General features: G+C 51.5%; 11 protein-coding genes and 1 pseudogene. 11 read left to right on the forward strand and 1 reads right to left on the reverse strand.

Going from position 1 to position 13,553, the window contains the following annotated elements; all coding sequences use genetic code 11:
- Positions 1-66 precede the first annotated feature (66 nt).
- Positions 67-1,110, reverse strand: a complete 1,044-nt coding sequence (locus tag HA050_RS19240) for a rod shape-determining protein (protein WP_046351519.1) — start codon at positions 1,108-1,110, stop codon at positions 67-69.
- A 424-nt stretch (positions 1,111-1,534) separates the two neighbouring features.
- Here HA050_RS19240 and gatC point away from each other — a divergent pair, with 424 nt between their 5' ends.
- The 11 genes and pseudogenes from gatC (at position 1,535) to pip (ending at position 13,452) form a co-directional block, all read left to right on the forward strand.
- Complete coding sequence (gatC, locus tag HA050_RS19245) at positions 1,535-1,822, forward strand: Asp-tRNA(Asn)/Glu-tRNA(Gln) amidotransferase subunit GatC (protein ID WP_099396518.1); 288 nt, start codon at positions 1,535-1,537, stop codon at positions 1,820-1,822.
- A gap of 29 nt (positions 1,823-1,851) precedes the next feature.
- Positions 1,852-3,300, forward strand: a complete 1,449-nt coding sequence (gatA, locus tag HA050_RS19250) for an Asp-tRNA(Asn)/Glu-tRNA(Gln) amidotransferase subunit GatA (protein WP_166829860.1) — start codon at positions 1,852-1,854, stop codon at positions 3,298-3,300.
- Positions 3,301-3,306: 6 nt separating this feature from the next.
- Positions 3,307-4,749, forward strand: coding sequence for an Asp-tRNA(Asn)/Glu-tRNA(Gln) amidotransferase subunit GatB (gene gatB / locus HA050_RS19255; protein WP_308418921.1), 1,443 nt, complete (start codon positions 3,307-3,309; stop codon positions 4,747-4,749).
- 631 nt (positions 4,750-5,380) lie between these two features.
- Positions 5,381-6,421, forward strand: a complete 1,041-nt coding sequence (dusB, locus tag HA050_RS19260; protein WP_166829983.1) for a tRNA dihydrouridine synthase DusB — start codon at positions 5,381-5,383, stop codon at positions 6,419-6,421.
- Positions 6,418-6,657: a helix-turn-helix domain-containing protein gene (locus HA050_RS19265; RefSeq protein ID WP_099396515.1), complete on the forward strand. Its 240-nt coding sequence runs from the start codon at positions 6,418-6,420 to the stop codon at positions 6,655-6,657. Before dusB ends, HA050_RS19265 begins: the two co-directional genes overlap by 4 nt.
- A 64-nt stretch (positions 6,658-6,721) precedes the next feature.
- Positions 6,722-8,284 (forward strand): bifunctional phosphoribosylaminoimidazolecarboxamide formyltransferase/IMP cyclohydrolase, encoded by a 1,563-nt coding sequence (gene purH, locus HA050_RS19270; protein ID WP_166829866.1) that lies wholly within the window; start codon positions 6,722-6,724, stop codon positions 8,282-8,284.
- Between the two features lie 120 nt (positions 8,285-8,404).
- Positions 8,405-8,962 carry a phospholipid:lipid A palmitoyltransferase gene (locus HA050_RS19275; RefSeq protein WP_099396513.1) on the forward strand — a complete coding sequence of 186 codons (558 nt, stop codon included), beginning with the start codon at positions 8,405-8,407 and terminating at the stop codon, positions 8,960-8,962.
- Positions 8,963-8,976: 14 nt separating this feature from the next.
- Positions 8,977-10,252 (forward strand): annotated as a pseudogene (gene purD / locus HA050_RS19280) (phosphoribosylamine--glycine ligase).
- A 127-nt stretch (positions 10,253-10,379) separates the two neighbouring features.
- A complete protein-coding gene (locus tag HA050_RS19285; RefSeq protein ID WP_166829869.1) occupies positions 10,380-10,676 on the forward strand; it encodes a FeoA family protein in 297 nt (98 codons plus the stop codon).
- The gene (feoB, locus tag HA050_RS19290; RefSeq protein ID WP_166829872.1) at positions 10,673-12,439 is read left to right on the forward strand and encodes a ferrous iron transport protein B; all 1,767 of its coding nucleotides are present in this window, start codon (positions 10,673-10,675) and stop codon (positions 12,437-12,439) included. The genes HA050_RS19285 and feoB overlap by 4 nt, the downstream gene beginning before the upstream one ends.
- Before the next feature lie 56 nt (positions 12,440-12,495).
- A complete protein-coding gene (gene pip, locus HA050_RS19295; protein WP_166829875.1) occupies positions 12,496-13,452 on the forward strand; it encodes a prolyl aminopeptidase in 957 nt (318 codons plus the stop codon).
- Positions 13,453-13,553 lie beyond the last annotated feature (101 nt).

Consider the following 13,553-nt stretch of genomic DNA (forward strand, 5'->3'; position numbering starts at 1 on the left):
GGGTGGTTTGCGTGTGTTTTATCGCAAATCGTTATTTCATACGACTTGCCGCCTCACGATGAGCGCTTAATCGTAAGTAAAGATGCTGCCCGCTTTGTCCAGCTTCTCCAGTGCCTTGCCTGAGCCACGCACCACGCATGTCAGCGGATCTTCAGCTACGAATACCGGCAGGCCGGTTTCTTCCATGAGTAAGCGGTCCAGATCGCGCAGCAGTGCGCCGCCGCCTGTGAGTACCATGCCTTTTTCGGCGATATCCGCACCTAATTCCGGCGGGGTTTGTTCCAGGGCTTGTTTTACTGCCGAAACGATCTGGTTAAGTGGTTCTGTCAGCGCTTCCAGAATTTCATTGGAAGAAATCGTGAATGAGCGCGGGATCCCTTCGGCCAGATTACGGCCTTTTACTTCCATCTCGCGCACTTCTGCACCCGGGAAGGCGCTGCCGATGCGTTTTTTGATTTCTTCTGCAGTGGCTTCACCAATCAGCATGCCGTAGTTGCGACGGATGTAATTGATAATGGCTTCGTCAAACTTATCGCCGCCTACGCGTACGCTGGATGCGTAAACAATACCGCCAAGCGAGATCACGCCCACTTCGGTGGTACCGCCGCCGATATCCACAACCATCGAGCCGGTTGCTTCTTCAACCGGCATACCTGCACCAATTGCAGCAGCCATTGGTTCTTCGATCAGCTCTACCTTACGTGCGCCTGCACCCAGAGCAGATTCGCGAATCGCACGGCGCTCAACCTGAGTAGAGCCACATGGCACGCAAATAACGATGCGGGGAGGGGACGAGAACATGCGGCTTGGGTTCACTTTTTTAATGAACTGTTTGAGCATTTGTTCGGTGATGGTGAAATCGGCGATCACGCCGTCTTTCATCGGGCGGATGGCGTTAATGCTGCCAGGGGTTCTGCCCAGCATTTTTTTTGCTTCTGCGCCAACGGCTAAAATGGTTTTCTTGCCTGATGGGCCGCCTTCTTGCTGAATGGCTACCACGGATGGTTCATCAAGCACGATGCCCTTGCCCTGCATATAAATCAGCGTGTTGGCAGTGCCCAGGTCAATGGCGATGTCGTTGGCAAAGTAGCCGGAAAGAAGTCCAAACATTCGGGTCTCACACTTTTATAGAGGTGTTGAAGGCCGCCGGTAAAATACCCACGGGCTATTAAGTTTTGCTGTTTAGTTTTGCCTTTCAGGCAAAATATTTTTTACGTCTGCTCTAAGCGGGCTTGTCATGGACAACGCCCTATACAAAAAAAGCCCAAATATCTGGCTTTTTCGCATGCAATTTATTTTTGCTGTCCGCCGGCATTGTATTGCCACGGCACGATATCGGGTTTTTCCACCCGGCTTTGTCTTGCGCTTAATTGACAAGAACAGCCTGTTAAGGCGGCGGTGCAAGCGAAAAAGTTCCGCGGCACATTTGAACGTTACAGCCTCCGCCCTAGTGTACTGACGGGTGGTGGTAATCAAACCCTGTATGATACCCTATCGAGTTGACGTTAATAAATGTTTACGGGGTAAATCCGACATGTCCCTGTCTATTGAAGATGTAGCGCGCATCGCCCGCTTGTCCCGCATCGCGGTGACCGGTGATGAATTAGCGGCTACCCAAGGCCAGTTAAACCAAATTCTTACTTTGATTGAAGAAATGCGTGCCGTCGATACCACAGGTATCGAGCCGATGGCGCATGCGCAGGATGTGATGCTGCGTTTGCGTGACGATGTGGCGCGTGAGCCCGATCGTCGCGAAGCATGGCAGGCGGTGGCGCCAGCAGTTGAAGCTGGCTTATATCTTGTTCCGCAAGTGATTGAGTGAGGGGCAGGGGTTATCCCCGCTAAAAAATAATGATAGAAAAATCAGTAAAACAACTGTCGGCCATGCTGGCCGCCAAAGAAATTTCTGCGGTAGAAATGGCCAGCGAATATTTAGCACGCGCTAAAGCCATGCAGGACTTGAATGCCTTTATTACTTTGGATGAGGATAAAACCCTTGCCGAAGCAAAAGCCGCTGATGCGCTGCTGGCCAATGGCCAGGCGGGTGTTCTGACTGGTGTGCCGATTGCGCAAAAAGATATTTTTTGCCAGCAGGGCTGGAAAACCAGCTGTGGCTCCAAAATGCTGGATAACTTTGTTGCGCCTTACGACGCCAATGTGATCGAGCTTTGCCGCAAGGCAGGTTTGGTGAGCTTAGGCCGCACCAATATGGATGAGTTTGCCATGGGCTCATCCAATGAAAACAGCTTTTACGGCGCGGTTAAAAATCCATGGGATAAATTAGCTGTGCCAGGTGGCTCATCGGGTGGCTCGGCTGCTGCAGTGGCTGCGCGTCTGGCTCCGATTGCTACGGCAACCGATACCGGTGGCTCGATTCGCCAGCCTGCGGCATTTTGTGGCGTAACAGGGATTAAGCCTACTTACGGTATTGTCAGCCGCTTTGGGATGATTGCTTTTGCCAGCTCGCTGGACCAGGGTGGCCCGATCGGTAAAAGCGCTGAAGACTGTGCACTGCTTCTGAATGTGATGGCGGGCTTTGATGAGCGTGATTCCACTTCGCTCGAGCATGCCAAAGAAGATTACAGCCGTGATTTAAACGCACCGCTGGCTGGTTTAAGAATTGGCCTGCCTAAGGAATATTTTGCTGAAGGTTTGGCTAGCGATGTGGCTGCCGCAGTAGATGCGGCGATCAGCGAATATAAAAAGCTGGGTGCTAGCGTTGTTGAAGTCAGCTTGCCGAATACCAAACTGTCGATTCCAGCTTATTACGTGATTGCCCCGGCAGAAGCTTCGAGTAATCTGAGCCGCTTTGATGGCGTGCGTTATGGCCATCGCGCTGCGGAATACTCTGGCCTTGCGGATATGTATGAGAAAAGCCGTGCAGAGGGCTTTGGTGCAGAGGTTAAACGCCGCATTCTGACCGGTACTTATGTACTCAGCCATGGTTATTACGACGCTTATTATCTGCAAGCGCAAAAGATCCGCCGCATTATCGCCAACGATTTCCAGGCTGCGTTTGAGCACTGCGATCTGATAGCAGGCCCTGTTGCACCAACGGCTGCCTGGAACCTGGGCGAGAAAAATGCCGATCCAACTGCAATGTATTTGGAAGACATCTACACACTGGCTGTGAATCTGGCAGGTTTGCCAGGCATGAGCCTGCCTGCGGGCTTTGCTGCCAATGGCCGCCCGGTTGGCTTGCAGCTGATTGGTAATTATTTTTCTGAAGCCAAAATGCTGAATGCGGCGCATCAGTTGCAGCAAGTCACCGATTGGCACACCCGTGCGCCCAGCCTTTAAGCAGCCATAGGAATCACCAAAATGAAATGGGAAGTAGTGATCGGGCTGGAAGTGCATACCCAGCTCTCGACTCAGTCGAAAATTTTCTCCAGCGCCAGCACCGCTTACGGCGCTGAGCCAAATACACAAACCGCCGTGGTCGATGTGGCCATGCCGGGTGCCTTGCCGGTAATGAACCGTGGCGCGGTAGAGCGTGCGATTCAGCTTGGCCTGGCGATTGGCGGCAAGATTAATCGCAAGTCGGTTTTTGCGCGTAAAAACTATTTTTATCCTGATTTGCCTAAGGGCTATCAGATCAGCCAGTTTGAACTGCCTGTGGTTGAGGGGGGTGCGATCGAGATTCAGGTTGGCGATGTCACAAAAACAATTAATGTGACCCGTGCTCACCTGGAAGAAGACGCGGGGAAATCGGTGCATGAAGACTTCCACGGCATGACCGGGATTGATCTGAACCGCGCCGGTACACCGTTGCTGGAAATCGTTTCCGAGCCGGAAATGCGTTCCGCAGCCGAGGCGGTTGCTTACGCCAAAGCCCTGCATAGCCTCGTGACCTGGATCGGTATTTGCGATGGCAATATGCAGGAAGGCAGCTTTCGCTGTGACGTGAACGTTTCTGTGCGCCCGGAAGGTCAGAAAGAATTTGGTACGCGCCGCGAAATTAAAAACTTGAATAGCTTTAAGTTTATGGAACAGGCGATCAAGTTTGAAACACAGTGGCAGATTGAGCAGATCGAAGACGGCCATAAGATTCAGCAGGCAACTATCTTGTTTGACCCGGACAGCGGCGAAACCCGCATGATGCGCAGTAAGGAAGACGCGCATGATTATCGCTATTTCCCGGATCCGGATCTGCCGCCACTTCGCATCTCGGAAGACTGGATTGAGCGTGTGCGCGGCGAAATGACCGAGCTGCCTCAGCTGATGCGCGAGCGTTTTAGCAAAGAGTACGGTTTGTCGGCTTATGATGCCAGCACGCTGACCAGCTCTAAAGAGATGGCTGTGTACTTTGAAGCCATGGTTGCTGCAGGCGCGGATGCCAAGCTCGCTGCTAACTGGATCATGGGCGATGTTTCAGCCACACTGAACCGTGAAGAAAAATCGATCGGCGACAGCCCTGTTTCTGCCGCAGCTTTAGCTGGTTTAGTGAAGCGGGTGATGGATAACACCATCAACAATAAAACCGCTAAAGACGTGCTGAAAAAGATGTGGGAATCTGGTGATGCAGCGGATGCGATTATCGAGCGTGATGGCCTGAAGCAAACCACGGATACCGGCGCAATCGAAGCGATTATCGACGAAGTGCTGGCCGCCAATGCCAAGGCCGTTGAAGAGTATAAGAGCGGAAAACTGGCTGCGATTAACTCCTTAATGGGCCAGTGTATGAAAGCCAGCAAGGGTAAAGCCAACCCGGCTATGGTGACTGAGATTCTGACTAAGAAGCTAAGCTGATCATTGCTTAATCATCAGAAATAGCGAGCCTGCGGGTTCGCTATTTTTTTGCAAAAATGCAGGGCGGGTGAAAGCCCAAGTGCGCTAAGCAATTTGTTTTTACATCAATAAACAACGAAAAAACGTAATAACCACGATCTTGGCATAGGGCTTAAAAGTCCCCTTGAAGCACGCCGAAGCGAGGAACAAGCGGGGCGGGGGATCGCTTGGGAGCGAGGAACGAGCTAATCCCGCCCGCCGCCGACTCGATTGTCCGCAGCTGAGGGGCTTTCGTGCTGGTCGGGGCGGCCTTCTTTGCGTACCAGGATTTCTGGCCGTTCAAGAAAGTGAGTTCCCGCGGGGATGCCGCACCTGAATCAGCGTGCCGAAGGCACTAAAAAGATCTTTTTGACTTTGCTTAGCGCACATGGGGTGCGCACCTAGCCTACGAACAATGCGATGCTTGTAAAGCCACCCAAGCGTTGTATACCGCCTTTGTGATCAGGCGCGCTTTCTCTGTGCACTGCTTTTTAAATTCTGTGTTCTCTGTGCCTGCAGATTTAAGGATATTTCATAAAAATCCGCCTGAAGGCTGTTGCTTAAAAATTAGGCAGGCGTTAGAATGCGCGGCCTTTTACTGCGCCAGCAGCATATGCATATCGGCCCCTATCCCCTTGTAAATAATCTGATTGTCGCTCCCATGGCGGGGGTGACCGATCGTCCTTTCCGTATGCTTTGCAAGCGTTTTGGCGCCGGGCATGCGGTGAGCGAGATGATTACGGCCGACAGCAGCATGCGCTCGCACAAGAAGACCCTGAATCGCGCTAATTTTGAAGGTGAGCTTGCGCCGGTTTCTGCGCAGATTGCCGGCTCTGATCCGGAATTACTCGCAGCTGCAGCCCGGCATAATGTGGCGCACGGTGCGCAGATCATTGATATCAATATGGGGTGCCCGGTTAAAAAGGTGTGCAATAAGCTGGCTGGCTCCGCCCTGTTGCAAAATGAAGACTTAGTTGCAAAGATTCTGCATGCCGTGGTGCGTGCCGTAGACGTGCCGGTTACACTGAAAACCCGCTTGGGCTTTGCCAATGGCGAAGAAAATATTATGCGTGTGGCCAAAATAGCTGAAGAGGCAGGGATTGCCGCGCTGGCTATTCATGGCCGAACGCGTGAAGATATGTACTTGGGTCATGCGCGCTATGCCTTGATTGCCCAGGTAAAACAATCGATTCAGATTCCTGTGATCGCCAATGGCGATATCGACAGCCCGCAAAAAGCGGCACTGGTGCTTAAAGAAACCGGTGCGGACGCGATTATGATTGGGCGGGCTGCACAGGGCAGGCCGTGGATTTTCCGTGAAATTGCCCACTATCTGGCCAGCGGTGAGTTACTTCCCCCGCCGGAAGTGGTAGAAGTTCGCGATGTATTGCTCGGCCATCTGGATGATCTCTACGCCTTTTATGGCGAGTATTCTGGTTGCCGTATCGCTCGCAAGCATATCGCCTGGTACACCAGGGGCTTACGTGGCAGCAATGAATTTCGTCAGGCTATGTATGCTCAGGAATCAACGGCAGGGCAAGCGGATACCACCCGCCAGTATTTTGATGGCTTGCTTACTTTAGGTGAGCGGCTGCAGTACGAAGATTTACCAAAAGAAACAAAATCACAAAAAGATGAATCGGGAGATTTATGAGTACTCAAACCGATCTGATCGCCGAGGCGATTTACGCTTCTCTCGACCAGTATTTCCAGGACCTGGACGGCGAACCGCCGTGTGCAATGTACGATATGGTCCTGGCTCGTGTTGAAAAGCCACTGTTAGAATTGATTTTAGAGCGCGTAGAGGGCAATCAGACCCGAGCGGCCGATATGCTGGGTATTAACCGCAATACCTTGCGTAAGAAATTACAGATTTACGATTTGCTGTAATGCGCAGACGCGCAGTTTTCACAAGAAACGAGTTTGTATCTTTATATACAGGGAAGCTGAAATCATGACCAAAATTACCCGTGCGCTAATCAGCGTATCCGATAAAACCGGTGTACTCGATTTTGCCAAAGCACTGGCAGCGCAAGGCGTCGAAATTTTGTCGACCGGTGGGACCGCTAAATTGTTTGCTGACAATGGCGTGCCTGTGATCGAAGTGGCTGATTACACCGGCTTTCCTGAAATGCTTGATGGGCGTGTAAAAACGCTGCATCCAAAAATCCACGGCGGTATTTTGGGCCGGCGCGATTTACCTGCACACGTTGCCACCATGGCAGAACACCAAATTGGCAATATTGATCTGGTCTGTGTGAATCTCTACCCATTTGAAGCCACTATTGCCCGCCCTGATTGCAATTATGAAGATGCGATCGAAAATATCGATATCGGCGGCCCGGCCATGGTGCGCTCTGCTGCTAAAAATCATGCCCATGTGGCGATTGTGACCGATGCCAGTGATTACGCAGATCTGATTAAAGAAATGCAGACCAATGACGGCGCTTTATTACTGGCTACACGCAAAGTGTTGGCTAAAAAAGCCTTCAGCCACACCGCTGCTTACGATGGTGCAATTTCTAATTACCTGACTGCACTGACTGCAGAGGGCGAGAAAAAATCCTACCCGGATCGCCTGAATATGCAATTCGTTAAAGTGCAGGATATGCGCTACGGCGAAAACCCGCATCAAAGTGCTGCTTTCTACCGTGATATTGATCCGGCCATGGGCAGCCTCGCTGCTTATAAACAATTGCAAGGCAAGGAATTAAGCTACAACAATGTGGCCGATTCCGATGCAGCATGGGAATGTGTGAAACAGTTTGCAGAGCCTGCTTGTGTGATCGTTAAACACGCCAACCCGTGTGGCGTGGCTGTTGGCGTAGATAGCTACTCGGCTTACCGCCTGGCTTTTGCCACCGATACCACCAGCGCGTTTGGCGGCATTATTGCGTTTAATCAGACTGTTGATGCAGATACGGCAGAAGCGGTTTCCAAGCAGTTTATGGAAGTGCTGATTGCCCCTGCCTATACCGCAGAAGCCTTGGCATTGCTGGCTAAAAAGCAAAATGTTCGCGTACTGGAAGTCCCGGTAGAGCAGGGAGCTAATCGTTTTGATCTGAAACGCGTGGGCGGTGGCTTGCTGGTGCAAACGCCTGATTCGCATGAGCTGACCTTGAATGACTTGAAAGTGGTTACCAAACTGCAACCAACCGAAGCCCAGCTTAAAGATCTGTTGTTTGCCTGGAATGTGGCTAAATTTGTTAAATCAAACGCCATCGTATTCTGCGGCAAGGGCCAGACACTGGGCGTGGGTGCAGGGCAGATGAGCCGTGTGGATTCCACTAAAATTGCGGCTATTAAAGCCAAGGCTGCGGGTCTCGATTTACGTGGCTCGGTGGCAGCGTCTGATGCTTTCTTCCCATTCCGTGATGGCGTGGATGTCATTGCAGAGAACGGTGTTTCGGCCATTATTCAGCCAGGTGGTTCGGTGCGCGATGATGAAGTGATTGCTGCTGCGGACGAGCATGGTATTGCGATGGTGGTGACAGGGATTCGTCACTTCCGTCATTAATCAAGTGATTTGACTATTTAAAAGCGGGGAAGAGATTCCCCGCTTATTGTGTTTATGGTGTTGTGTTTAATTGAGAAGCTGGCGGAGCTGCCGGTGCTTTGAAATATTTTGGTTGAGATAATGAAAAAACTGTTTGCCACCCTTTGCTTGCTGATTGCCTTACCCGCATCTGCAATGGATTGCTCCAATATGTGGGATTGGGCGACGGCTGCTTGTCAGCGTGTGGATAAAATAAACCGGGAAGGTAAGAATGATTTATTGCTGTCGGGGTATTCCTGGCACGATCGTTCAACCTATACCGCTGAGAAACTCGAAGACTTTCAAGAGTTTGCTTACGGTGGTGGCCTGGGTAAGCGTATTAGTGATGAAAATAATAACCAGGAATTTATCTACGGAATGATTTTTGCCGATTCGCATAATCAGCCGCAGCTTCAGATTGGATATATGCATCTTTGGTATTGGCCGATTGTTGGTGAGTTATCAGCTGGTCTTGGTGTGTCGTTACAGCTTATTTCACGCCAGGATGTTATCGGCGGCGTTCCTTTTCCTGCTCCTTTGCCTGTTGCATCGGTTCGCTATGGCAAGGCGTCTTTGATTGGTACCTTTATCCCAAGGCTGAATGGTCAGTTAAATAATGGCAATGTGGCTTATGTGTTTGGCCGCTACGAATTCGATTAACAGGAAACAGATTCATGAATATTTTGGTGATTGGTTCGGGTGGTCGTGAGCATGCACTGGCTTGGAAAATTGCTCAGTCAGAGCGCGTAGGTAAAGTGTTTGTAGCGCCTGGTAATGCGGGTACTGCACTTGAAAAAGATTTAATTAATGTTGATATCTCGGCCATTGATGAGCTGATTGAATTTGCAAAAGCAGAAAATATTGCCATTACCGTGGTTGGCCCGGAAGCACCATTGTCGCAAGGCGTGGTTGATGCATTTCGCGACGCAGGTTTAAAAATCTTTGGCCCAACCCGCGCCGCAGCGCAGCTGGAATGGTCTAAAGACTTTGCCAAAGCCTTTATGCAGCGCCATGGTATCCCTACTGCGGCTTACCAAACTTTTGCCAATGCGGATGAAGCGCATGCTTATATCAAGGCTCAAGGCGCACCGATTGTGATTAAGGCTGATGGCCTGGCTGCGGGCAAGGGTGTGGTTGTAGCGATGACGCTGGATGAAGCGCACGCTGCGGTGGATTCCATGTTGTCTGATAATAAATTTGGCGATGCGGGCGCTCGCGTGGTGATTGAAGAGTGCCTCTTGGGTGAAGAAGCCAGCTTTATTGTGATGGTTGATGGCAAAAATGTGCTGGCCATGGCTTCCAGCCAGGATCATAAACGCCTCCTGGATGGCGATGAAGGCCCGAACACTGGCGGCATGGGCGCGTACAGCCCGGCACCTGTGGTCACCCCTGATGTGCATGCCAAAGTGATGCGCGAAGTGATTTTGCCTACCGTGCAAGGGATGGCTAAAGACGGCACTGTATTCACCGGCTTTTTGTATGCAGGCCTGATGATCGATGCTTTGGGTAACCCTAAAGTGATCGAATACAATTGCCGCTTTGGTGACCCGGAAACCCAGCCGATTATGCTGCGTTTAAAGAGCGATTTTGTCACCCTGCTTGAGCATGGCGTGAATGGCACGCTGGATCAGGTTGAAGCTGAATGGGACAGGCGCGTGGCAATGGGCGTGGTGATGGCTGCGGCCAATTACCCGGAAACCCCGCGTAAAGGCGATTTAATTTCCGGCCTGCCAACAGCGGCTTTAGAAGATGGTCATGTTTTCCATGCGGGGACTACGCTCAATGAGCAAGGCGAAGCCATCACTGCTGGTGGCCGTGCTTTGTGTGACCGCTTTTGGCGACAGCTTTAAAATGGCGCAAAAACGTGCTTATCAAATTCTGGCAGGCGTTTCATTTGCGGGTGCGCAATACCGCAGCGATATCGGCTGGCGGGCGATTAGCCGTAAGTAATAGCCTGACGGGCTGAAAAAAAGCCATGCATTGATTGCATGGCTTTTTTATTACGTGAAAATAGTGTACTGATGTAAGTCAATAAACCAAGGGGCTCGCATTGACTCTTGTTGATGTAAGGTAGAATATGAAGTTAACAAAAACCGTTCTCATTGCTAAAACCATGACACTTGCTGATCTTCCTCTGAACACCCTTGCCAGAATTCTCTCCACTCAGCTTCCACCAGATTTAACGCAGCGCCTTGCCGCCTTAGGTTTGCATGTAGAGCGCGATATCGAGGTGATACGCCGTGGTTTTCTTGGCGGACCTTTGCAGCTGCGCGTTGCGAGCACCGACTTTATGCTTAGAAGGGAAGATGCGCGGCAAATTCTGGTCGATATTCTGCCGCAAGCGGATAGTAACCTGATCGCGGTGGCGGTATGAAGCGTGTTGCCCTAGTGGGCATGCCTAATACCGGTAAATCGACCTTATTTAATCGCATCACAGGTGGCACTGCCCGCACGGCTAACTGGCCAGGGCTGACAGTAGATCTGGCTTCCAGCCGTATTTTGCTGGGCGGATCTATGGTGCAGATGGTCGATCTGCCGGGGATTTATGATCTGAGTGGCGGGGCAGAAGACGAGCGTATTACTCAGGCGTTTCTAAATAAAACCGAGCTGGATGCCGTTCTCCTGGTGCTGAATGCCACGCAGCTGGACAGGCAGCTGGTGCTGGCTCTGCAGCTAAAGGCACTGGGCGCGCCGCTGATTATTGCGCTCAATATGAGCGATGAAGCCAGGCAGGCCGGGGTGCAAATTAATCTGGAAGGGCTGTCTGCAGAGCTGGCCTGCCCGGTGCTGAAAATCAGTGCCAAGCATGGCCAGGGTGTGCCTGAGTTAAAAGAGGCGCTCAATCGTCTGATCAGCCAGCAAGCGCCTAAGCAAATTACGCTGGTCAATGCGCCTGCATCAAATACCCTGCATCAGGACGAAGCCCGGCTGTATAGCCGTTTTATTCAGCGCCCCTCTGTTTTGCCCCCTGGCCCCACCGCTTTGCTGGATCGCTGGGTTCTGCATCCGGTGCTGGGTTTGCCGCTGTTTGTGCTGATGATGTTTTGCCTGTTTCAACTGACTTACGCCATTGGCGTGCCTTTGCAAGATCTGGCAAAAGATGGGCTGGAATGGTTTAAAACCGATATTTTAAAAACGGCCGCTGCTTCCTGGCCGCCATTTTGGTCAGGTTTTTTAGTCGATGGTGTGTTTGATGGCCTGAGCACGGTACTAACGTTTATCCCAATTATTTTTCTGTTCTTTTGCCTGATGGCCATTATCGAAGACTCAGGTTATTTCTCGCGCGCCGCTTTTATGATGGACGGGCTGATGGCGCGTCTGGGTATGGATGGTCGTGGCTTTGTAATGCTGATGATGGGCTTTGGTTGTAATGTGCCAGCGCTGATGGGCACACGAGTGATTCGGGATAGAAAGGCCAGGCTATTAACCATGCTGGCGATTCCTTTTTCGCTTTGCTCGGCGCGTTTACAGATTTTTCTCTTTTTAACCGGCGCGCTCTTTAGTCCTTTGCAAGCACCCTGGGTGCTGTTGTCACTCTATTTTGCGAGTATTTTTATTTCTATGGGCACGGCGCTTTTGCTGCGTGGCCGCTTTAAATCGACCGAGCCATTTACGCTGGAGCTGCCGCCTTATCGCTTTCCTGTGCTGCGGCAAATCTTTTTACGTGGCTGGGGAGAGGCGGCGGGCTTTGTGCGCCTGGCGTCTACCATGATTGTGATTGGTGTGGTCCTGGTTTGGCTGTTGAGTAATTACCCAAGCTCACAACACAGTTACTCCACCATGATTGCCGGATTCTTTCAGCCCGTACTATCGCCGATTGGTATTCAGGCCGAGCTGTCGATTGCTTTGATGTTTGGCTTTGTGGCTAAAGAAGTGGTGCTTGGCGCGCTGGCGGTGATTGCCGGGCAGGATGGCCCGGCTTTGGCGCATCATTTATCTGTCGTGCTTGATCCGGTCTCGGCTTATAGCTTTATGCTGTTTTCATTGACCTATGTGCCCTGTGTTTCTACTATTGCGGCCATGCGCAAGGAATCGAACAGCGTAGCGCTGACGACATTCTCTGTGGTCTATTCTTTATTACTTGCCTGGGTGCTGTCGTTTATCTTTTACCAGGGGGCGCGAGCCTTAGGTTTTTGATTCGTAAACAGGGGCAGCAATGCCCCTGTTTTGCATCCATCTTACAAAGGTTAATAATGAGCGATTTATTGTTTCCGGACATTCAGCCCCACCGCAGCGGCCGCCTGGCCGTGGATGATGTGCATACCCTTTACTGGGAGGAATGCGGTAATCCTGATGGCGTGCCGGTGCTGTTTTTGCATGGTGGCCCCGGTGGCGGTATTTCGCCCATGCATCGCCGTTTTTTTGACCCTGGCTACTACCGCATTGTGTTGTTTGATCAGCGCGGCGCAGGGCAATCGACGCCCTTGGGTGAGTATCGCAATAACACCACCGCTCATTTAATCGCCGATATCGAAGTCTTGCGTCAGATGCTGGATATAGAGCAGTGGCTGGTGTTTGGCGGCTCCTGGGGCTCTACCCTGGCGCTGGCTTATGGCGAAGCGCATCCTGAGGCGTGTTCAGGCTTTATCCTGCGTGGGATTTTTCTCTGTACTAAGGCTGAGGTGGATTGGTTTGTGAATGGCATCGGGCATTTTTATCCGGAAGTTCACGCCGAATTCGCCGCGCAAATTCCTGCTGCCGAGCGGGACAATTTGCTCGAAGCCTATAGCCAGCGCCTGTTTAATGATGATCCGGAAGTCTATCTGCCTGCTGCCCGCAGCTGGAGCCGCTATGAAGGCAGTTGCCTGTTTTTAGAGCCGCAAAGCAGTGCCATTGCTCAGTTTGAAACCGACGCTGTTTGCACAAGTCTGGGCCGCTTAGAGGCGCACTATATGCGTTACGGTGCTTTTATGGATGAAGACCAGCTGGTGCAACAGGTGGGCAAGATTCGCCATCTGCCTGCGGTGATGATCCAGGGCCGCTACGATGTGATTTGCCCGCCAAAATCGGCTTATCGCCTGCATCAGGCCTGGCCTGAATCCACTTTGCACATCATCCCTGATGCGGGACATGCGGCGATGGAGCCGGGGATTGCTGCGGCTTTAATTAAAGCGACTGAGGAATATAAATTGCAGGGTAGGTTTTCTTAATAGGGATGGTGCTTTGGGGTGAGTTTTTTGTTCGTAGTAGTGAATCAAAGGCAAAAAGAGCTTAAGACCTTTTTAGTGCCTTCGGCACGCTGATTTTGGTG

It is taken from the genome of Iodobacter violaceini (assembly GCF_011601265.1).
Lineage (GTDB): Bacteria > Pseudomonadota > Gammaproteobacteria > Burkholderiales > Chitinibacteraceae > Iodobacter > Iodobacter violaceini.